Raw genomic sequence first — 20152 nt, forward strand, 5'->3', positions numbered from 1 at the left:
TGATAAAGATGCACTGCTCCCTACCTTATGGCTTTCATGTGTTGTTAAATCGAGACGCAGAATGTTTTCCATAATCCATTCTCTATTGCGCAATCAATAGATCCACCTTCTTTGTAGTGACTGAGCAGGATTGAGCGTTTTACTATTATTGCAGTCTCGATGTTAACGTCAGGAGATTGTTATGCTGGCAAAATCCCCAAGCGTCGCAGTGGCCTTGAATACTGAGGTCATGTCACCGACCCTAACGAAGGGAACTGTGTTAGTAGGTAGGTTTGGCACGGACTGTGCTAGATGGGACGTCATTGGCTTTAGACACTACTTGTCAGAAGATGACTTCAAGTTGCTAGCGGAAATTAATGGAGTCCCCCCAGAAAAGGTTCCCTTGTATCAGAACGTCAAAGATGTGATTGGCCCACCTCAAATTCACTTTATAGGTCGGGTCGTCGCGCTAGGAGGAGAAACCTTCGAATTGCGCAGTGGCAACGTGTACATTGATGGAAAAAAAACAGAGCCCCCAGCAAAGCTCAAGGGCTTATATTCAGCTTTCGATAATAAACACTTTACCTTCGGGTCAAGTGCAGTAGTGGTGCCGGAGGGTTGCATTTTTGTTCTAAAAGACAACCCTGGCGCAATCATGGACTCTCGCCGATTTGGACCAATTCAGCTAGGCCAGATCATGGGAAAAATGATAACGACCACATCCCTTTCTCAACTGTCAGAGCCAGTTCTTGCCGATATCTACGAGCATCATCCGACATTGGCAAATTAAAAGCATATCAACCTGCTCACGCCGGGTAAAATAGAATGCACATTCTTCTGCTGAGCAAGTTTTTCCCTTTGGTTGGGCAGGTTAGTACATTGAACCTGTGGCTCGCTCGAGGGCTATCGAATGCTGGGCATATGGTGTCTGTCTGCACGGATAGTGGGTGGGCGCCACCTCAGTATCGATACGAGTCTAGGCATTGTCCAGCCAAGGAAATTGAGAATATATGCAATAGCGCAAACTTCAGAATTCGCTACTGTCAAAAATGGGAAGATGATCAATTTTATATCCCACCGACTGAACCTCGAGTAACTCTCCTCGTAAACGAAGCGCTGGCAGCGATTGAAGAACAGCCTGCCGATGTAATCTTTGCACATTATCTGGAGCCGTATGCAATAGCAGGCTACATAGTTTCTACGCTTACAGGCACCCCATTGGTTGTGACACATGCAGGCAGTGACATTGCACGCTTAGCTCATTCGAAAAACATGGGGAAAGCCTACAAGAAAATAGCTGAACACGCCTCCGCATTCATTGCCAAAAGCCCAACGGCAAAACTTCTGAACGCAGAGTGGACCGGCCCGTTGCCGAGTGCTTATTTTCCCGACCCTAATTTCTTTAATTTCAAGACATCTTTTGATAAAAGCTTCTCAAACCGCCCTGTGCGAGTTGGTTTTTATGGAAAGCTAGCAGAGGGAAAGTCACTTATTACTTCTGTGAGGGCCATATCCTTACTTCGATCTAGGGGTTTGGACATTGAGTTCGTCTGTGCTGGAAAGCCTCTTCCTGGATTTGAAGAAAAATGGCAGGTTGAAGTTCGATCTCTGAATTGGGTAGAGACGAGGGGGTTCATTCCAAATTGGGATGTCTCAGAATTTATTCACTCCTGTGACATTATTCTCTACTTAAAGGATGGCTACCGTACCTCTGGCCATAACTCAATAATTCCAAAGGAAGTGATTGCTTCCGGAGGATTCTTAGTTGCATCGCCGGAGTCCCTCGCAACTCCTTGGTATCAAAATAATCTAACCCCTGGGCGCGATTACCAGTTGTTTACCGACTCTCTTAAAGTGGACTTACTGGCAAATTTCTTGGAATCCGTTATTGGATCAATAATTAATTGCCCCCCGACGAAGAGCACTGTCGATTGGGCAAGCGGCTACTCTAATTATATTGACTCCTGGAGTAGAATTTTTGCAGCGGCAGCGGAGGGAGTATGAATAATTTCGCGGAGTTTGCCCTCAGATTACATGACAGGCTACAGCTCTACTCCGATCAAGATAAGATGTCTCGCGCTGCATCAGATGAGTTACGTGACGCCTTGTCAAGCGCGAATTTTCGTATCGACTGTGTAGAGCGAGCTCTACTCAGCATGGCCAATGGGCGTCACGGCTGGACAAATCCACCTATATTTACAGATGTTACAGCTGGTTTTGTTGTGAGATTACTTTATTGGCCAGCCAAATACGTAGGCGATATACACACCCACAATTTCTGGACAGTAACTGGCGTCCTCAATAATGAAATAACTGTAGTTAAATATTCTAAAACCAATACTAGTGAACTACAGGAAGTTAATCGCTACTACGGAAAAGTTGGTGATGTCGGCTATATAACCCCCCCTTGTACACACCAAGCAATTAACGAAACACAGACGCCTTCAGTAACTATTGCAGTTTTTCACCGCAGGCACTTGATCAGCAGAGATATTCCTGAGGTTGAGTGGGTCGAACGAAGCAATGAGGAGAGATACTCAAAAGGCATATACGATAGAGCTCTACGCGCTCATATTTTCATATTAGATCAGCACCCAGGTGACCGGTCGCTCCAGTTATTGGATGAGGCATATGATCTCGCGCCAATTGGTCTAAAGCTACTCGCAACTAAGGCAATAGCAAAACACCGGCCAGAAGTTGCGCTAAAAAGGCTAGAGGAGATAATCTTTCTTATGGGAAACGAGCATCCCAATGTCGATGAAATTCGGCAAGTGAAAGACTCACTATCTATGGCATTGACAATATGACCGATACAGAAAATTATCTTTCAGATGAGGCGCTACGTAAATTGCTAGGAAGTCGCCTTAAGCGTAAACAACTACTAAATAAAAGTAACAGCCTTCCTTTAAATTCAAATGCCATTGATCAAGAGATGTTATTCTTAACACAAGAAAATCCTCATGGAATAGAGCTTCTTGGCAAGCTAAATGAAGAGAGATTTTGCATCGGCGCCGAACGCCAATTCAGTTCCATCATTTCTTTTGTTGGGCAAAATGCGTGGCTTGAAGTTATCGAGGACTTTCTTGAGCATGAATCTATTCCGCCTGCAGTTAGAGTGGAAGAGACACTATCGATACTGTTAGGATATATATCGGCTAATGTATGCCATTGCAATGTGCTTGGCAAAGCTTTGTTGGAGCTCGAGAAAGCCAAACTAACCGTGCTTAGTCGAGGCGGCTCAATTACCTTGCAATCATGCTCGCCTTTGCCAGATGAAGGACTGTTAAATCACCCTTTGTTCTCAGGATGCAACTTCCCACATAGATGTGTAATTTATGGTGATGTGGGTTCGGGAAAGATTTTTAGGCGGCGAGAATCTATTGTATGAAGGAAATTACACTACAGCCGAGCATCGGTATTAATTTACACCTGGATTCACTTCCCCTTGTACGTGAATGCCTTAATGACATTGACCACGTGGAAGTCATGTATGAAAACATCCGTGAGTTAAGCCGCACAGAAAGCTGGAATGAGATTATCCAATATAAAAGCATCCATATACACTCTTCATCAATGTCGATCGGTTCCACAGGAGGGGTGACGAGTGATTTTCTTTGCTCAAGCGAACTAGCGGTGTCATCCCTTTCCCCCGAAATCTGGAGTGACCACTTTGCTATTACTCGCCTAAATGGGTATGAAGCTGGCCGTTTATTGCCATTGCGCCCTACGAATGGAGTACTTCGCGACGCAGCCGCGAAGATAAAGATATTTATGGAGAAGACCGGAGTTAGATTCCTCCTTGAAAATATTGCATATTACTTCCGATATCCGGGATATGACGCGATGGACGCGCATTATTTGGCAGAGGTAGTTACTGCTGCAGACTGTGAAATTCTCTTAGATGTTAATAATATTTTTGTCAATGCAATCAATTTTAATTTCGACCCACTAAGCTATCTACAAGCACTTCCTATAGATAAGGTTGGAGCGATTCATATTGCGGGCTCCCGTAGAATTGGCCCCCTGTTAGTTGATTCTCATGATTGCACGCCGTCGCCAGAGTCCTTGAATTTACTTGTCGAAGCTATCAAATTGACTGGCCCGGTGCCAGTCACCCTTGAATGGGATTCAAATTTTCCTAGTGTTGACGTACTCAGGCAGACGCTTTCTGATATTCGGCATCAGATCAGTCTCTGTAGTGACACAAGAGCTTGACCCATCTTTGAAGATTGTGAAAATCAACCTGCGCTTACCCATCGATTAGTCCTACGCTATAGTTCCTATCAAACCCCCTTTGTCATGCTGATTTCACTAGACAGACGTCATAAAATAGTCGTTTTCTGGAATTTTATAGTCATTATATGAAATAACATATCCCACAAAGAAACCAAAGACCTTATCTTTTCCAATATCTTCAGGTGAAAAAGTCTCAGATCTAAATGCAACAGTTGCTTCTTTTCCTATAATACCCAAATGAATGAATACGGAGACTACGAATTCAGAACAAAAATACACATCTCTGTCTGCTGATGCAGGAAGAATTTTCCCATCAAAGATGTCTTCCACTTGCTGCATCAGGGTCTCTTGATTCCTCTCTTTTCGTTCCTTGTATTTTTTTGCTCCAACAAGATTAAATTTTTTACCAATTTTTTCTTCAGTGAATTTATGAAGACCATTTATTAAACATGGCTGCCAGATTTCGGCATTTCTAAGTACTGCTATGTGCCCATAGTCCTCAAGCAGTTTACTGATATTTGTTTTTCTAACTCCAGCCGAATCAGATTCGGCAATATCAATTTCGTTAATACACATGGCAACATGAGAATACCCATGCTCTATGCCAACTTCCTTTCCCGCCATGTCTTGCGCAAAACACAGCAGGACATCTCCCGCTCTTACCGAATTTTTACTAATTATCTTGGGATTTTGCATTTATTAGGAAATATTTTCTTAAAATTGTTTTTCAATAAACAAACTTAACCAAATTGGCACGCCATCAATTACAGTCCAAGTTATGCATCTGTTGATTTTTAAAGATTAAATTAAAATTATTAAAACCTGCCAATATCAATTTTTATACGACCAGCATGATACTCGCGATGACATTCTGGGCATAATGTTATGATGTTATCAATTGAGGCGCTCCCATTTTCAGAAAACAGTATAATATGATGTCCATGATTCCCCCTATCAACTTTGTTGCAAAAAAAGCAGATATAGGCATCTAATTCTTTACCAGTTTTCTGAGCACTTATATGCTTATTCGATCTTCTTTGGCTCATCGTCGGCAGTATTATTTTCGCTCAATCGTAACGCCTCAGCGATTTTTTGAGGCATTTCTTTTTTCGCGCCTTTGGCAAAGGTACCTCTGGCATGCGGTGCAATCTCTTCTTTTATGTCGATAATTGCTTTCAATAATTCACTCGCTTCTTTTCCTGTTATTTTATCAAATTTCACCCATAAGGCATGAGTATCGCCAACTGTAGGATGCTGTTTTTCATTACAGGTCTTCGCATTGTGTCCATCTTTTCCGCAAATTGAGCATGGCATATTTGGCCCCATTTAAAAAGAGCCGATTTCAAAATCGCCATCGTCATCAACAACAGAAACCTTCTTTGCTGAACCACTTTTAAATGTAACTAGAACACTTCTCTCATGCACTCTTGGAATGTTATTTTCATCGAAAGACAATGAGAATATCTCCAATTCGCCATTACTCTTTTTTACTGCAAGCCGGCCTTCCGAGAATCCGACAATTTCATCTCCGTTTTCTAGAATTTCTAACTTAATTTTCATGCCCATGATTTGTTATCTTTCACTTGAGTAAACAAACAACCTGCCATTTAATTTATACTTGGGATTGAGCCTAACAAAATTTATACGCACATCGCCCCCTCTATAACTATACCACCTCAACCCCCCAGGCACGCCATCTATCTGGCTTGTGCAACACCGAGCCTATATTTATATGATATTATCATTTCTCCCCTCTTACCTCTCGGCTAGATGAAGAAGATCCACTCGACTTTCTTGGGGTGATGCTCTGGCTCACATGAACAGCAAGGACGTTCTGGACAAAGCGAATCCCAGTCGTTCGAGCAGCAATCGCTGTCAATAAATACTGCCCAAAGAACCAGGCAAGCGAAATCAGGATACGCTTGAAATCCACGCCGCTGAAATACATCACCACCGGTAACACGGGCACGAGCAGTAGAGACATCGCGGCAATATCACGGAATAGAAGATAGTTTTTATGACTGTCTACAACAGAGGGATCCGAATCAACTTGCTTATAGAGTCCGTACCATTTCGAGTTCTGGTCTCTCTCGCCTACCGGAAACTCTCCCACATTCGCCCTCAACTGCGCCAAGTCGATTCGATGATCGGCCGGCGCGTGAACCGAGAAAGCCCTCGAACCCGGCAGTGGATGTTGGAAGCGCCAAAACACGAGGATGGCCTTATGATCCGCCGAGATGAGCGAAGAGAAGATCAAAACAGGGATGGGCAGCAACGCGGTTAGACTAGCGCGGATGGCGGCCACTCGTGTCGGCGTCAGATCCTCAAACGCTGTATGGAACGCCAGAACCAGGAGCACAAGGACATCAAGAACGAGCGTCGCAACCATCCAAGTAAGATTGCGGCCTTTCAACGTTTTGCTACTGTAGTCTTTGGTGTCTTTCATCCCAAACGCTCGGTATAGATCGTGAAGTCGCCGCGATCGTTGACATTGAATTGAATCCAACCATCACGGCGTGTTGTAAGTACGTGGCGCTGCTTTCCCGTTGAGGCGACCTGGATACCGTTCGGCCAGTACTCAATCACGCGCTGGCGGTAGGTCTGTGTCATCCTCTGGGTATCGTGGACTATGGCTTTATCTGACATTACAACCACACGTGGATGACAGTAGTTGAACAGCTCAGCACAATAACCGTTTTCGCGCCCATGATGAGATGCGACAAGCACAGTCGTATCAATCAGCTCAGCCCGAAACGCTGGCTGTTCGAGCAGCGCAAGCCAGCCGTCTTTTTCCATATCCCCCGGAAACAGTATTTTGAAAGCTCCGAACTTGAAGAACACCGCCAGGCTCAGATTGTTGGTGTCATCGAAGCGCGGATAATTGTTGTAAAAGGTTTTGGTCGTAATGCCGCCCATGCTTTGATCGAATGGTGCGTCCACAGGATAAACGTAGCCGGCGTGAAGATCTAAATATCGCTCAATATCTTCGGTCAGCTCACCACTGGCCTCTTTAATGAGCCTCAGTGCTTCCGGCGACACACTGCGGTTTCGGTAGAAGTTTAAAACCGTAATCCCCTCGCGCCACAGATTGTTCAAATCACTGATGTGGTCGAGGTCCGCATTAGTCACGAACAAGTAGTCCAATGCACTGCGATTTAGATAGTGCTTGATGTAAGCACTCGGCTTCCAGCCCGTGTCGCTGTTGTCGCCAGAGTCGATCATCGCCAGGCGGCCTTCCTCGCCGTAACTCGATCTGTGCGTGAGCATGGCACAGGCACCATGTTGCACGTCCCATATTTTCAGAATCATCTCGCCGGACATATCACTTCACCGCACCTTGCAGCACTTGCAGGTCGTGTTCGCCCACAATAAGCTGAACCGCAGGCAGCCCGTCATCGGCCATGCCGAGAGCCAGATGAATGAGTTGAAAGAGATCGTGCTGACTCGGCGCGGCAGAGTGACCCGGTGGATGGCTGTGCCATTCGCCGATGTATCCAACCATGCCTGCAGTTCGTGTAGCGGCGTCATTGACAGCCTTGGCTAGGCCCATGATGCCGCGTTCGAAAGACCTGGGGCTAGCTTTGCTGTCAGGTGGAGCCGGCAGCGCAGCAACGACCATGACGGCTTTTATGTTGAAATCATAGTAACCGAGCAACACACCACCGGTTTCATTAGGGAAGCCTTGTTGACGCCAGTCTCGCAATTGCTGCTCTAAACCGCCATCAATGAACAGATCGAACTCACCGAGCGTGATTCGCTGCTCAGGCATGGCCCGGACGTCATGCACTTCTACGCCACCCAACAGAGGGTCGCGTTGCCATATTCGAATCAAGGCATCCTCACGCACTGCAGCCATCTGAATCTGTTCGGCAAGTGTGCTGGCATGGTTTAGGATGCGTGAATAGGGCATCACTACCGAAATGTCACGACAACTGGCTCCGCTCCAAAACGTGCCCGTGTGGCCGGTTAGATGGTCTCGCCCCCAATCCGATTGGATCAATGCGCGATAATACTGCGCTTCGAGTGAGCGCAAGCGTATCGTTCGTTTCACATCTTCGGACAACAATACCGCTGCAATTCCATTTGGCGTAACAAAAACTGAGATGTGTCGTGGTAACACATCGCTAGTGCTAGCGGCTCGTGGGTATTCCAGAGAAGTTGAAGCATCGACTACTAGAGCTGAGCCGTTGAAGGCATGTGAGACCGGCTCCTGCGTGAAGTCACAAGCATCAGCGACCAAAGGAAGAATCTCAGTTGCGCCTTCCATTATGGCTGCGTGCAACTCTGCGACGACCGTCGCCTTACTCTCGCCAATATGCTGCGCGTAAGCCGAATGCCGTGACAGATTGTGCGGCTTTACGTGGTCCACATCGATAACGGTCCAACGTCCCCAACCACTGCGCCCCCATAAATTAAGCAGCGCACTACCTAGCGAACCGGCACCAATCAGTACACCTGCAGCCCCCCCATCCTCAATCCCAGATTGCAATCTCGCCGCTGCAGCGTCATTCTGCATCAGCACATTCATGGGAAGTATGGGCTGTTCCTGCCAGGTCATTGGCACCTGGACATTCATCATGTCCTTGTAATAGCGTTTCTCGTGTATGAGCAGCGCGCCGATAGCAACGCCCAGCTCCAATGCACCGACCGGCACCAAAAACGCACGATGCGCGACTCCGTCTGGTTCAGCAGAGGCTTCTCTGCATAAAGGAATGTGCAGCAAGATGACGGCACCATTATCGTCGGCGGACGCTGCGGTGCCGGATTCTGGAACGCGTTCCTGTAACGCTAACCGCAAGGGCGAGATCAGGTCGACCTCTCGCCTCGACAGCAGGTCAGCCAACTGCCCCAGAGTCACGGGATCACGTTCGACAAAACCGTGCACGATCGGTGGTAGCGTCAACTCGATGTGTGCCGTCGTCTTCGCTTTGGCTCCACCATCAGGGATGGCCTCCAGAAAACAAGTCAGGCCTCCGTCAGAACGCTCAGGTCGACGGACAACACCGAAGCGAAGAACAGGATTCTTGCGAAGTTCCTCAAGATTCCACGGCAAAACAAGCTCATACTTGCTAGCGAAAAACAAATGCTCAACCGGTTGATCTGCTGGATGCAGCTCGCCACGTGCGCTCTTCTCTAACCACCATTGAATGCGGCGAAGAAACGCCAATGGCGTCCAAGTACGCATGACTGCGGCAGGAGGCTCGAAATACAAACACAAGCTTGCTGGCGCGCCTGGGGCACCCTGGTTCTGGTGCATTAGGAAAGGGAAGTCCTGGCGCAGCGCCAGGACCTCGATCAGTTTTTTGGGATCATTCGGCACGCACAGCGCCAGGCGTTCGCGGTATTGAATGCCGAATGAATTTTTGGGCGGTACGCCGTCGCATTCTACGTCGACAATGAGGCATTCGAGCGTAGGCATTCCGTCTATGGGATACCGCAGGAGCTGGACCAGCGAATAATCGCGTTGATGCTGGACCGCCTTAAGTAGCGCCTTTGCACGGGGGATGATCAGCGTGTCTGCGTCCTCGATTACAACAACGTTGGCAAGTTCGTGGTATGCCATAACTATCAACCTGCTCGAGGAGGCTTAGATACGATGATGGCGGGAGCACCAATGGAAGTTGAGCGTTTCCAGGTAACTCCACCGCTTGCGATTTCGAAGACGATCGGCTCAGGTTTCTTGGCGTTTGGCTCTTCCATCGTCACAAGAAATTTGCGGCCGTCCACTTCTTTCAAATAGCGCTCATAGGTCTTGCGAGCTTGGATGTGCGGCGGCTGGACCTGTTCATATGAATCTTTCACATCTGGAATGGGTTTGCTGCAGCTGACGATGTATGCATCCTTCTTGCCTTGCAGCAACAGCTCCTTAACCAGCGGCTTGGGCTCCGTTTCTTTGTCGCCCTTTTGGCCTTCTTCGTTCAGCGCCAGATAGCTGCAATGGTGAGGGATGTTGTACAGGTCCCAGGCGAGGCGATCGTCATTCTTGTGATACCGCGTGGTGCAGACGATATCTTCAATTTCTTCCCAAGTGGCATCACCTACCTCCAGATAGTCGTAGTACTCACCGTCGGCATGGAAACGTACATTGAAAATAAGTGAAGCGCGGTTGCGAATGATGTCGCCATCATCACAGTGTTTGATGAAGGGCGAATGGCAGAAGAATTCGACCCCGTCGTCGGGCAGCGAAAACCCTGGCACGATCGTGCCCGCGTCAATAAACAAATGATCACGTGCAGAAGTCGACTCCCCCCGCGCCTTCAACAGCGGCTCCAGCCAATCGGCTAAAGCCTGAGGCTTCGAAAAAACGAGGATGCCCTTGCCTTCCAGCAAACGGTACCGCGCCTCTTGCCGCAGAAGGACGTATTCCTCAGTTTGATGGTCGTTGTCTGCTTCCTCTAACAGCATCGCAGCCGGCACCCACAGCTCCCGGATTTTGATGCGACCTTCGCCCTGATATTTCTTCGCGTGCTGGAGCTCGAAGAACTCGGTGCTGCCCTGAATGTGATCTAGGTCCGCATGGGTGAATGCGACGACATCAAAGTAGTCTCGATCAGCCTCCTTCAAATCCGCCTTGAGCTGCGTCTTGAGATCGATTTCCGGCGTGTCATCCTCTTCGGACTTGTCGCGGTGACAGAAGTCAAACAGTACCCGGCGCCCTGCTGATAAGACGATCTGCGTGGTGTCACCATTGCCCACTGGGTAGAAGATAACCTGATGCACATCTGCCATGGATTGCTCCTGTCCATTGAAGAGCGAATGCAGTCGAGTTCTTAAGCCTGACTGCCACAACAAGCGCCGAGCACTAGCCGCTTGACACAATACTACTTTATAGCAAATATAACAAACATGACAAATTTACACGACATCCCAGATCTCCTCCGGAGCATCCGCGCGAACCTTGACCTGACCCAGGAACAGCTCGCTGAGCGCCTTGGTGTCTCTTTCGCAACCGTAAATCGCTGGGAGGGGGGACTTTCCAAACCCCAAAGAGCCCCAATGGCAGCCATTCAGGCGCTCATACAGGAAGCTCAACTCGAATGGGGGCCTACTGCCGTCGCAGCCGCTCCATCCACCACTCGCCGGCTTGGCCGGAGCGCAAATGCCGCCCCAACCACAAAGCCCATGGAGCAGATGCTCTGGGATGCAGCTTGTTCCATCCGAGGGGAAAAGGACGCGGCGAAGTTCAAGGACTACCTTCTGCCGTTGCTATTCCTCAAGCGCCTGTCCGACGTATTCGACGACGAGATCGATCGTTTGGCCGAGGAATACGGTGATCGCTCCACCGCCCTCGAGATTGCAGAGTCCGATCACTCACTCTTGCGCTTTTACCTACCCGCAGAGGCTCGTTGGGCCGTGATAAGCGGGCGAGAGCACTACGACTGGCCACTCGACGAAAAAGGTCGCAGCACAGCGCCGAAAGACATTGGCGAGCACCTCACAAAGGCTGTACGTGCGGTGGTCAAGCAGAATCCGACCCTCTCCAGCGTCATCGATATAGTGGATTTCGCAGCCGAACGAAATGGAGAGCGGGACATCAATCCGGCCAAGCTGCGCGGTGTCGTCGAGACCTTCTCCGATCCACGCTACCGGCTGGGCCTAGCCGACGTACAGCCCGACTTCCTTGGTCGCGCCTACGAATACCTGTTGCGCAAGTTCGCGGAGGGCTCCGGCCAAAGCGCCGGCGAGTTCTTCACGCCGACCGAAGTGGGCTTCCTGATGGCGCATATCTTGCGCCCGAAGCCGGGTGAAACCTGCCACGACTATGCCTGCGGCTCGGCAGGGCTACTGATCAAGTTGCAGCTCGTTGCCCGCGAGCTCGATCCGACCAGTAGGGTGCCGCTCAAGCTCTCCGGCCAAGAATTACAGGCAGAGAGCTATGCCGTGGCGCAGATGAACGCGATCATCCACGACATGGAGGTGGAACTGGCGCGCGGCGATACGATTATCAACCCCAAGTTCCGCGATGCGGATGGTCGGTTGGCCACCAATGATATCGTCGTTGCCAATCCGATGTGGAATCAGCCGTTTCCATCGGATTTATTTGCCAACGACCCCTTTGACCGCTTCCGTACAACGGGCGGCATCACCAGTGGCAAGGGTGACTGGGCTTGGCTGCAGCACACGCTCGCCTGCATGGACGAGCATGGTCGCGCCGCTGTCGTGTTAGACACCGGTGCGGTCACGCGCGGCTCGGGTTCGAAGAACGAGGACAAGGAACGCAACATCCGCAAGTGGTTCGTCGATCGCGATTTGATCGATGGAGTGATCCTTCTGCCGGAGAACCTTTTCTATAACACGACCGCTGCAGGCGTCATTGTTGTGCTCTCCAAACGTAAGCCCGCCGCCCGTAAGGGCAAGATCGTGCTGCTCAACGCTAGCAAGCATTTCATCAAGGGACGGCCAAAGAACTATTTACCGGAGGAAGATATCCGGACTCTGGCTGCGATGTACCTGAAGGGCGATCAGATTGATGGCGAGTTAGCGGTCATCACTATCGAACAAGCTCAGGAGGCAGATTACAACCTGAGCCCGGGAAAGTGGGTGGTGCAAGCGAACGCAATAATGCAGAGACCGATCAAGGACATCGTAACCGAGATGCTTCGGCTCGATGAACTGGCACGAGAAGTCGATGCCTCCCTAGCAAAGATGCTGGAGCGCCTATGAAGAACGATGCCTGGTCATGGCGCCCGCTCGGCGAGTTGTTCGAGATTGGTGCGGGCAAGACCATGTCGGCCGCCGCGCGCGCCGGTGTGGCTAAAACTCCGTTTCTCCGGACCTCAAACGTGCTATGGGATGAAATCGATTTGACAACGGTCGATGAGATGACGATCCCTGAGCATGAGCTACCGGACAAGCTGGTGCGCCCCGGCGACTTGTTGGTCTGCGAGGGAGGAGAAATCGGCCGGGCCGCCATCTGGAACGGTGAGATGACTGTCATGTCGTTTCAGAATCATCTTCATCGGCTGCGACCACTCGTCGACGATGTCGAGCCACGCTTCTACGTCTATTTCTTGCAATCGGCGTTCACGCAGCTGGGCCTCTTCGCAGGGGCTGGCAACAAAACGACTATTCCCAATCTGTCACGCAATCGCCTTGCGGCACTTGAGGTGCCTCATCCGCCACAGACCGAACAGAAGGCCATTGCCACCGCGCTTGCCCGTGTACGCTCCGCCATGCAGACACACGACCGAAGTATGGCCGCGGCACAGGAGCTAAAACGGTCCGCCATGCTCGAACTGTTCACGCAGGGACTGCTTGGCGAGCCACAGAAGGAGACCGAAATCGGGCTAATTCCCGAGGGCTGGGAATCGGTAGAGCTTGGCAAGGTATGCACGCTTAGTACAGGAACAACGCCAGCTACGAAACATAAACATTATTACGACGGCAATATCCCATTTATCAAGACAGCTGACGTTGTTAATAACAGAATTACCTCAGCTAACACGTTTATATCGCAACAAGCTATTGATGACTACAGCTTAAAATTATTTCCCCCGGGAACGGTGTTGATGGCGATGTACGGCCAAGGAAAGACACGCGGACAGGTGTCCTTACTCGAAATTGCCGCAGCCACAACTCAGAATGCGGCGGCAATCCAGCCATCAAATGAAATGGATTCAGCATATTTGTGGCACTACTTGTTGAGTTGCTATGAGCGGTTGCGAGGTATGGGATCACTCGGACACGTGTCACATCTGAATCTTGGATATCTTCGAGACCTTCTGATCGTAAAACCCCCATTGGAAGAACAAAGGGATATTGCAAGATTCCTCGACACCATCGATCGCAAGATCGACCTGCATAAACAGAAGCGAGATGTGATGGGAGAACTATTCATGGCACTGCTGCAAAGGCTCATGACGGGTGAAATCAACAGCGAAGAGCTAGACCTGTCGGCGCTAGAGAGCGTAGGTGCCACGATCGAGGAATCCCAAGTATGAGCATGCTCAAGATCAGCGAAGCCGGCACGGTGCAGTTTCCCATGGTCAAGCACGCCGAAGAGATCGGCTGGACACCACTCACACCGGACGTGGCCCGTGCCAAACGTGGAGGTGACGCCGGCACCTTCTTGCGCGACGAACTCGAAGCCAAGCTAACCGAGTTCAATCCGTGGCTGTCGCCAGACAGCGTACGATCAGTAGTAGAGACCTTAGACGCCCTCCCGGCCACAATCGAAGGCAACCGGGAGCTGTTGGCATGGCTGCGCGGCGAGCGGCAGTGGTATGACGAGGCAGAGAAACGCCATCGACACGTCCAGCTTATCGACTTTGTGCATGTCGATGCGAACGTCTTTCACGTCACCTGGGAGTGGAAGATCAAGCCTCCTGCACGTAAGGGCAACCGCGCAGATGTGATGTTCGTTGTTAACGGCGTGCCGGTGTGCATCGTCGAGCACAAGAATCCCAAGGACGGCGACGCCATCGAGCGGGCGATCAAGCAGCTGCGTCGTTACGAGCTGGAGACGCCGGAGCTGCTGGCTACGCCGCAACTGTTCAATGTGACACACCTGCTTGATTATTGGTACGGCGTAACGTGGAACGTGAATCGGCGCGACATGGCACGCTGGAAGCAGGTGCCGGAGGAGGCGTACCGCTTCGCCGTACAGGCATTCTTCGAGCGCACCGATTTCCTGCGCACGCTACAGCATTGGATTCTGTTTTACGTCCAAGACGGTGAGACACGAAAGTCTATTCTGCGGCAGCACCAGCGGCGTGCAATCGACACTATCCTGGATCGCTGTCTCGACCCTACCAAGAATCGTGGGCTGATTTGGCACACCCAGGGATCCGGCAAGACATTTACGCTGCTTACGGCGGCTCGGCTGATCCTCGAGGATAAGGCCCGGTTCGCCAACGCGACGGTCATTTTGGTTGTGGACCGGACGGAGCTGGAAGGTCAGCTCAAGGGCTGGGTCGAACGGTTGCTTGGCGAGATGCAGCAGGAAGACATCGCGGTAAAACGGGCGAACAACAAACCCGAGCTACAGGCCCTGCTCGATGCTGATTTTCGCGGCCTTGTCATCTCGATGATCCACAAATTTGAGGCGATCCGCAAAGATAGCTGCACCCGCGACAACGTCTACGTTTTTATCGATGAAGCGCATCGCTCTGTGGCAAAAGACCTAGGCACCTACCTCATGGCTGCCGTGCCTAACGCCACCATCATCGGCTTCACGGGTACCCCTATCTCACACACCTCACAAGGCGAGGGAACCTTCAAGATCTTTGGCGCCCAGGACGAGCGCGGATACCTCGACAAGTATTCGATTGCAGAGTCCATTGCTGACGAAACGACGCTTCCCATCAAGCACGTGATGGCACCCAGTACGATGACTGTGCCGACCGAACAGTTGGACAAGGAATTCTTCGCGCTGGCAAATAGCGAAGGCGTGTCCGATATCGAGGAACTCAACAAGGTGCTCGACCGCGCAGTGGGTCTGCGTACCTTCTTATGCGCTGACGAGCGTATTGAGAAGGTGGCAGCCTTCGTCGCCGAGCACTTCAAGGAGAGTGTATTACCGTTGGGCTATAAGGCTTTTCTAGTGGCAGTCAACCGCGAGGCCTGCGCCAAGTACAAGAAGGCGCTAGATAAGCTGCTACCACCTGAATGGTCGGTACCGGTCTATACGGAAAATGCGGCAGATGTCGTCGACCGGCCACTCGTAGCAGAACTCCAACTATCCTCTGAACGTGAAGAAGACGTCAGGCAGTTGTTCAAGAAGCCGACCGAGGACCCCAAGATCCTCATCGTGACGGACAAGTTGCTCACCGGATACGATGCCCCGCTGCTTTATTGCCTTTACCTCGACAAGCCGATGCGAGATCACGTGCTCCTGCAATCGATCGCTCGTGTAAACCGGCCCTATGTCGACGCCAACGGCGTGCAAAAACGGGTGGGCGTGGTGGTGGACTTCGTCGGTGTTCTGCGGGAACTCAAAAAGGCCCTGAAGTTCGACTCTAGCGACGTCAGCGGTGTGATCGAGGATCTCGACGTTCTACTACACGACTTCCAGCAGAAGATTGCCCACGCCGAGAAGGAATACCTAGATGCAGGTCAGGGAGGCAGCGCAGACGAGCGGCTAGAACGTCTCGTCTACGGTCGCTTCCTCGCCCAAGAAGCCCGCAAGGCCTTTTTCGAGGCCTACAAGGAGATCGAAGCGTTGTGGGAAATTCTTTCGCCATCACCTGAACTGCGTGATCACATCACTACGTACAAGCATTTAAGCCAACTCTATGCTGCCGTCCGTAATGCCTATGCAGAGAAAGTGGGCTTCGTGGCCGATCTCGCCTATAAAACCCGGCGATTGATCGAAGAGAACGCAACACAGCAGGGGCTGGGAAGGCTGACGAAGAGCGTCACGTTCGATGTCAAAACGCTAGAGTCATTACGCGGAGAGAAGGGGGCAGATGAGGGTAAGGTGTTCAATCTGGTGCGCGGGCTGCAGCAAGAGATTGACGAGAACGCGGCGAGCGCACCAGTACTGCAACCGTTAAAAGATCGCGCTGAGCGAATTTTGAAGGACCTTGAAGAGCGGAAAACTACCGGCTTGGCCGCAATGGACCTTCTTGCCGCTCTTGCAGTCGAGAAAGAGGCCGCTCTCAAATCTGCACTGGAAAGTGGTCTTTCATCCCGCGCGTTCGCAGTATCTTGGACATTGCGCGAAGATAATGCACTGAAGAATGCTGGCATCAGCGCAATGGATCTGGCAAAAGAAGCCGAAGGGTTGCTAACTCGCTTCCCCAATGCGGCAGCTAATTCGGATGAAAAACGCCGTTTCCGTGCATCGCTCTACAAACCCCTGCTAGCACTCTCCTCCGACGAACGCGCCCGTGTTGTCGATTTGGTCGTGACACTTCTACTCGATGGAGGTGAATCATGACAACAGCTGCTACGGAGTTGCCCGTGAGGCAATCAAGAAGGTCCAAACTGGCACACAGGTCTTCCCTCTATCCGGTACAAGATCTTAAGCGACGAGTAATGGCTTGGGCAGTAAAGCTACGGGTGAACCCAAAAGTGATACGAGTCCAGGAAATGCGACGCAAATGGGGTTCTTGCTCTTCAATTGGAACAATTACCCTAGCAGCAGACCTTGTCGAGCAGGACGAACGCTTCCAAGACTATGTAGTTGTACATGAGCTCCTTCACCTTAGGTTCGTGACCCATGGACGATTGTTTAAGGCCCTGATGAGCGCACATGTGCCAGGGTGGCAGCAATGGGATATGAAGAGATGAACCAAAACAGGTAGCAGCGGCCGTAACTCTGCTGCTTACCGAGAAATAGACATATCAGGCAAAATATAATGAAACCGGTGCATGCTCCTGAAACACCCGCAACAAAATTTCTCCGACAAAATGGCACGACCTATACCAGTCACTTCTACGAGTATGAAGCACATGGGGGCACAAAGGTATCCTCCAGAGAGCTCAATGTGGAGGAGCATTGCGTCGTAAAAACACTAATTATGGAGAATGAGTCTGCAAAGCCATTGATTGTACTTATGCATGGTGATTGCAAAGTATCAACAAAGGATTTGGCTCGCCAAATCGGTTGCAAGAAGATTGATCCGTGCAAACCTGAGGTAGCCAATCGGCATACAGGATTCCTCGTAGGTGGAACCAGCCCATTTGGCACAAAAAAGAAAATGCCTGTTTACGTTGAAAAAACCATCCTCGACTTACCACTAATTTATATTAACGGTGGCCGTCGTGGTTACCTAGTCGCCCTAGAGCCACAAGAATTAGTTCGTTTGCTTGATCCGCATATTGTAGAAGTAGCTATTACGTAGGCAAACCATCCCAGGTTGGACTGGACAAAGCAGGCGCTAGTGGTGACTGACTTCAGTATCACTTTCATGATTGGGGAAAATTTTTGGATGGCAGATTAAGATACCGCTAATACGGCCATCCAACCTGCACGATTTGCGTATGCATCAAATAGCGCATGATGCCAAGGCCTTCCCGCTGAGTGATATTTAGCGATGGCCTTTTCAAAGAGGGGTGAAACTGTTAATTCACGCAAATCATACCAATTATCAAGATTTTCAGGCCATTCACCATCTAAAACATCAGCCAATAAATCTCTATCATGAATTGAGTCTGCAGCAACTGTTGCCGCTTCCGGTAATGACGAGAACCATTCCAGGATTCTTCCTCTTAAATCAGACCTTCTTATTTGGCTACCATTTATAAGCCCAAGGCTCGGCAATACTGCAGCCTGAACAAAATAGTTACATTTCGCACGGTCAAAGTCTTTTACTTCAAGATAAAGCTCATATTGACCATCTTCGCTCACCATGCCAATGCTGATAAGTTCACAATCAATAAAATCGGTAAACTCTGTATCTAAAAAAACTAGCATGTATCTGCCCTACTTTGAATGACCATTTCAGCTAAGGCTTAAGCGTAAGTCGCTCCCCGTCACGGGTTCTGTTCGACCAACGCTTTCCAGAGCCAAGCCGATCAACATGCTTCTGGAGGTCCTGCCCCCAGGGGTATCCACTCCATAAGCCAAGATCCCGAACAAGCCTTACTACCTTAACTCGTTTGCAATGGGACAAAAATTGATCTAACACTGTTGGGCGTATATTGCGCAGAGTTACCACTATATTTCGAGCTTCTTCCAATGTTTGTCCTTTGCCGATGTCACTCGCCAGCTCAAGTAACGCTCTCTCCGGAACAGATACCAGCACATACGGGCTACCGTTAGGTAAAGACTTTAGTCCCTGCATAGGCAGAAAACTGTTATCAAACAGTTGGGTGGTCTGATAGGAAAACAGCATGTGCTTAGAGACCCAGGAGGGGAAGTCATACGGGCTGCAGCCCCATAACACCACGCGCTGCCGAAATGCGATGTTATGTCGAACACCATACCAGTCGAGTGCAGTTTTTCCACCGACGTGCAAACATGGGATGCGATTAGCCAAGAAAGCGATGATGCCATCTCGGCTGGGATGATCCCCTACAAGCAAGTAGGCACCACGTGAGAGTCGCTGCAACCAGCCTGCCTTAACCATGTAAGATGCTTGTACCGAGCCAATACCTAAATCACGCAGCATGTCATTATCGAGAGGCTGGCCTCGTGGCACGGCTTGCATCAAGTGTTGAACGGCTTTATTTGCCATACTGACTCGTGCTGTCGTAAATCATCCCAGTTACCATTGATATCTTTACAAACTATGGCGACTATTTAATGCATCATTTGAGACAAGGTTGTCTTAGTCGAACAGGGATGTCAGGAACAGGCTCATAGGTCCATTCCGTAGTCCACTCAGTGTGATCTGCAGGTGGTGGTTGCCATGGTAGGCAAGGACGCGTTACACCATCTTCCCCCAGATAGCTGAACCAAATTACACCACCTGCACGGTAGCTTTTGAGGGCGCATATTGGTGCTAGCCTACTAGGTACCTCACCTTCGCCAAGCTCTAGCCGGTATACCCGATAGCCTTGGTCACTCACTTGGGCCATAACTTCGAGCAGATACTCGGCCGAGGGCACCAAAAAATTGCTCAACAAAGCACGTTCTTCTTTCTGGGGCTGGGAACGACCGATCAAAAAACAGGGCGATTCAGCGGAAATTCCTAGGCAGCGCCACGGTAAATAGGGATGAACCATCAGTCGCCGTGTAGGTAAGGCTTCAGCCCAGCTGGGCTCCGTTAGCAGCATCAATGATTCCCTTCAAGTTGATAGTGGCACCCCTTATGCGTGCGGATGGCGTTTCGCCAACAACTCGGGACTTAGTTCGGCGCTTAGTTCAGTAGCTAAAAGCAACTCGTCTGCCGTAGTCGACAGGCTCTACCGCCCAACCATGCTTCCTGCGCAAGACTACCCCTCATAAGCCATTGGACGAATAGCCTCTATAAGTGACAATTTTGCCCTAACAGCACAGTTTTGTCACTCATAGGGCGTCGCCTGATAGTGGCCATCTTCATAGCATCTT

General features: G+C 50.2%; 20 protein-coding genes and 1 pseudogene. 11 read left to right on the plus strand and 10 right to left on the minus strand.

Annotated features, from left to right (window positions below):
- Window positions 1-181: 181 nt before the first annotated feature.
- Genes lepB through LQT98_RS06045 form a run of 5 tightly spaced genes read left to right on the plus strand, consistent with a single transcriptional unit; the run spans window position 182 to window position 4194 of the window.
- The gene (lepB, locus tag LQT98_RS06025) at window positions 182-769 is read left to right on the plus strand and encodes a signal peptidase I (protein ID WP_231461502.1); all 588 of its coding nucleotides are present in this window, start codon (window positions 182-184) and stop codon (window positions 767-769) included.
- Between the two features lie 35 nt (window positions 770-804).
- Window positions 805-1983: a glycosyltransferase gene (locus LQT98_RS06030; RefSeq protein WP_231461503.1), complete on the plus strand. Its 1179-nt coding sequence runs from the start codon at window positions 805-807 to the stop codon at window positions 1981-1983.
- Window positions 1980-2786 carry a cupin domain-containing protein gene (locus tag LQT98_RS06035; protein WP_231461504.1) on the plus strand — a complete coding sequence of 269 codons (807 nt, stop codon included), beginning with the start codon at window positions 1980-1982 and terminating at the stop codon, window positions 2784-2786. The genes LQT98_RS06030 and LQT98_RS06035 overlap by 4 nt, the downstream gene beginning before the upstream one ends.
- A complete protein-coding gene (locus tag LQT98_RS06040) occupies window positions 2783-3367 on the plus strand; it encodes a hypothetical protein (protein WP_231461505.1) in 585 nt (194 codons plus the stop codon). The genes LQT98_RS06035 and LQT98_RS06040 overlap by 4 nt, the downstream gene beginning before the upstream one ends.
- Window positions 3364-4194: a DUF692 domain-containing protein gene (locus LQT98_RS06045; RefSeq protein WP_231461506.1), complete on the plus strand. Its 831-nt coding sequence runs from the start codon at window positions 3364-3366 to the stop codon at window positions 4192-4194. The genes LQT98_RS06040 and LQT98_RS06045 overlap by 4 nt, the downstream gene beginning before the upstream one ends.
- A gap of 96 nt (window positions 4195-4290) precedes the next feature.
- Here LQT98_RS06045 and LQT98_RS06050 read toward each other — a convergent pair whose 3' ends face one another.
- The 8 genes from LQT98_RS06050 to LQT98_RS06080 form a co-directional block, all read right to left on the minus strand.
- On the minus strand, window positions 4291-4911 hold the full coding sequence (locus LQT98_RS06050) for a hypothetical protein (RefSeq protein ID WP_231461507.1): 621 nt from the start codon (window positions 4909-4911) through the stop codon (window positions 4291-4293).
- Window positions 4912-5030: 119 nt separating this feature from the next.
- Window positions 5031-5261: an HNH endonuclease gene (locus LQT98_RS24180; RefSeq protein ID WP_378123927.1), complete on the minus strand. Its 231-nt coding sequence runs from the start codon at window positions 5259-5261 to the stop codon at window positions 5031-5033.
- Window positions 5239-5541 carry a hypothetical protein gene (locus LQT98_RS06055; RefSeq protein WP_231461508.1) on the minus strand — a complete coding sequence of 101 codons (303 nt, stop codon included), beginning with the start codon at window positions 5539-5541 and terminating at the stop codon, window positions 5239-5241. Before LQT98_RS06055 ends, LQT98_RS24180 begins: the two co-directional genes overlap by 23 nt.
- Window positions 5542-5781, minus strand: coding sequence for a hypothetical protein (locus LQT98_RS06060; RefSeq protein ID WP_231461509.1), 240 nt, complete (start codon window positions 5779-5781; stop codon window positions 5542-5544). It lies immediately after the preceding gene.
- Window positions 5782-5956: 175 nt separating this feature from the next.
- The gene (locus tag LQT98_RS06065) at window positions 5957-6661 is read right to left on the minus strand and encodes a hypothetical protein (protein WP_231461510.1); all 705 of its coding nucleotides are present in this window, start codon (window positions 6659-6661) and stop codon (window positions 5957-5959) included.
- Window positions 6658-7536 carry a ComEC/Rec2 family competence protein gene (locus tag LQT98_RS06070; RefSeq protein ID WP_231461511.1) on the minus strand — a complete coding sequence of 293 codons (879 nt, stop codon included), beginning with the start codon at window positions 7534-7536 and terminating at the stop codon, window positions 6658-6660. Before LQT98_RS06070 ends, LQT98_RS06065 begins: the two co-directional genes overlap by 4 nt.
- A 1-nt stretch (window position 7537) precedes the next feature.
- The gene (locus LQT98_RS06075) at window positions 7538-9778 is read right to left on the minus strand and encodes a ThiF family adenylyltransferase (RefSeq protein ID WP_231461512.1); all 2241 of its coding nucleotides are present in this window, start codon (window positions 9776-9778) and stop codon (window positions 7538-7540) included.
- Window positions 9779-9783: 5 nt separating this feature from the next.
- Window positions 9784-10944 (minus strand): ComEC/Rec2 family competence protein, encoded by a 1161-nt coding sequence (locus tag LQT98_RS06080; RefSeq protein WP_231461513.1) that lies wholly within the window; start codon window positions 10942-10944, stop codon window positions 9784-9786.
- Window positions 10945-11061: 117 nt separating this feature from the next.
- Between LQT98_RS06080 and LQT98_RS24185 the strand changes: the two are divergent.
- The 6 genes and pseudogenes from LQT98_RS24185 to ybaK form a co-directional block, all read left to right on the plus strand.
- Window positions 11062-11196, plus strand: a pseudogene (locus tag LQT98_RS24185) (helix-turn-helix domain-containing protein); the annotation flags it as partial.
- A 15-nt stretch (window positions 11197-11211) separates the two neighbouring features.
- Complete coding sequence (locus LQT98_RS06085) at window positions 11212-12879, plus strand: type I restriction-modification system subunit M (protein ID WP_231461514.1); 1668 nt, start codon at window positions 11212-11214, stop codon at window positions 12877-12879.
- Window positions 12876-14156 carry a restriction endonuclease subunit S gene (locus LQT98_RS06090; protein WP_231461515.1) on the plus strand — a complete coding sequence of 427 codons (1281 nt, stop codon included), beginning with the start codon at window positions 12876-12878 and terminating at the stop codon, window positions 14154-14156. The genes LQT98_RS06085 and LQT98_RS06090 overlap by 4 nt, the downstream gene beginning before the upstream one ends.
- A complete protein-coding gene (locus tag LQT98_RS06095; RefSeq protein WP_231461516.1) occupies window positions 14153-17095 on the plus strand; it encodes a type I restriction endonuclease subunit R in 2943 nt (980 codons plus the stop codon). The genes LQT98_RS06090 and LQT98_RS06095 overlap by 4 nt, the downstream gene beginning before the upstream one ends.
- Complete coding sequence (locus tag LQT98_RS06100) at window positions 17092-17448, plus strand: M48 metallopeptidase family protein (protein ID WP_269325943.1); 357 nt, start codon at window positions 17092-17094, stop codon at window positions 17446-17448. The genes LQT98_RS06095 and LQT98_RS06100 overlap by 4 nt, the downstream gene beginning before the upstream one ends.
- A 68-nt stretch (window positions 17449-17516) precedes the next feature.
- Window positions 17517-18002, plus strand: coding sequence for a Cys-tRNA(Pro) deacylase (gene ybaK, locus LQT98_RS06105; RefSeq protein WP_231461517.1), 486 nt, complete (start codon window positions 17517-17519; stop codon window positions 18000-18002).
- 95 nt (window positions 18003-18097) lie between these two features.
- On the opposite strand, the gene LQT98_RS06110 is transcribed toward ybaK, so the two are convergent.
- Both LQT98_RS06110 and LQT98_RS06115 read right to left on the minus strand, forming a co-directional pair.
- Entirely contained in the window at window positions 18098-18574 is a 477-nt protein-coding gene (locus LQT98_RS06110) for a 3'-5' exoribonuclease (RefSeq protein WP_231461518.1), read from the minus strand.
- A 31-nt stretch (window positions 18575-18605) separates the two neighbouring features.
- A complete protein-coding gene (locus tag LQT98_RS06115) occupies window positions 18606-19337 on the minus strand; it encodes a type IV toxin-antitoxin system AbiEi family antitoxin domain-containing protein (RefSeq protein ID WP_231461519.1) in 732 nt (243 codons plus the stop codon).
- Between the last annotated feature and the right edge of the window lie 815 nt (window positions 19338-20152).

The sequence above is a fragment of the Chromobacterium aquaticum genome (genome assembly GCF_021129195.1).
Taxonomy (GTDB): Bacteria; Pseudomonadota; Gammaproteobacteria; order Burkholderiales; family Chromobacteriaceae; genus Chromobacterium; species Chromobacterium aquaticum.

Excerpts from the sequence above, each read along its gene's own strand:
- lepB (WP_231461502.1), top strand. The coding sequence starts at position 182 with ATGCTGGCAAAATCCCCAAGCGTCGCAGTGGCCTTGAATACTGAGGTC.
- LQT98_RS06030 (WP_231461503.1), top strand. The coding sequence starts at position 805 with ATGCACATTCTTCTGCTGAGCAAGTTTTTCCCTTTGGTTGGGCAGGTT.
- LQT98_RS06035 (WP_231461504.1), top strand. The coding sequence starts at position 1,980 with ATGAATAATTTCGCGGAGTTTGCCCTCAGATTACATGACAGGCTACAG.
- LQT98_RS06040 (WP_231461505.1), top strand. The coding sequence starts at position 2,783 with ATGACCGATACAGAAAATTATCTTTCAGATGAGGCGCTACGTAAATTG.
- LQT98_RS06045 (WP_231461506.1), top strand. The coding sequence starts at position 3,364 with ATGAAGGAAATTACACTACAGCCGAGCATCGGTATTAATTTACACCTG.
- LQT98_RS06050 (WP_231461507.1), bottom strand. The coding sequence starts at position 4,911 with ATGCAAAATCCCAAGATAATTAGTAAAAATTCGGTAAGAGCGGGAGAT.
- LQT98_RS24180 (WP_378123927.1), bottom strand. The coding sequence starts at position 5,261 with ATGAGCCAAAGAAGATCGAATAAGCATATAAGTGCTCAGAAAACTGGT.
- LQT98_RS06055 (WP_231461508.1), bottom strand. The coding sequence starts at position 5,541 with ATGGGGCCAAATATGCCATGCTCAATTTGCGGAAAAGATGGACACAAT.
- LQT98_RS06060 (WP_231461509.1), bottom strand. The coding sequence starts at position 5,781 with ATGGGCATGAAAATTAAGTTAGAAATTCTAGAAAACGGAGATGAAATT.
- LQT98_RS06065 (WP_231461510.1), bottom strand. The coding sequence starts at position 6,661 with ATGAAAGACACCAAAGACTACAGTAGCAAAACGTTGAAAGGCCGCAAT.
- LQT98_RS06070 (WP_231461511.1), bottom strand. The coding sequence starts at position 7,536 with ATGTCCGGCGAGATGATTCTGAAAATATGGGACGTGCAACATGGTGCC.
- LQT98_RS06075 (WP_231461512.1), bottom strand. The coding sequence starts at position 9,778 with ATGGCATACCACGAACTTGCCAACGTTGTTGTAATCGAGGACGCAGAC.
- LQT98_RS06080 (WP_231461513.1), bottom strand. The coding sequence starts at position 10,944 with ATGGCAGATGTGCATCAGGTTATCTTCTACCCAGTGGGCAATGGTGAC.
- LQT98_RS06085 (WP_231461514.1), top strand. The coding sequence starts at position 11,212 with ATGGCAGCCATTCAGGCGCTCATACAGGAAGCTCAACTCGAATGGGGG.
- LQT98_RS06090 (WP_231461515.1), top strand. The coding sequence starts at position 12,876 with ATGAAGAACGATGCCTGGTCATGGCGCCCGCTCGGCGAGTTGTTCGAG.
- LQT98_RS06095 (WP_231461516.1), top strand. The coding sequence starts at position 14,153 with ATGAGCATGCTCAAGATCAGCGAAGCCGGCACGGTGCAGTTTCCCATG.
- LQT98_RS06100 (WP_269325943.1), top strand. The coding sequence starts at position 17,092 with ATGACAACAGCTGCTACGGAGTTGCCCGTGAGGCAATCAAGAAGGTCC.
- ybaK (WP_231461517.1), top strand. The coding sequence starts at position 17,517 with ATGAAACCGGTGCATGCTCCTGAAACACCCGCAACAAAATTTCTCCGA.
- LQT98_RS06110 (WP_231461518.1), bottom strand. The coding sequence starts at position 18,574 with ATGCTAGTTTTTTTAGATACAGAGTTTACCGATTTTATTGATTGTGAA.
- LQT98_RS06115 (WP_231461519.1), bottom strand. The coding sequence starts at position 19,337 with ATGGCAAATAAAGCCGTTCAACACTTGATGCAAGCCGTGCCACGAGGC.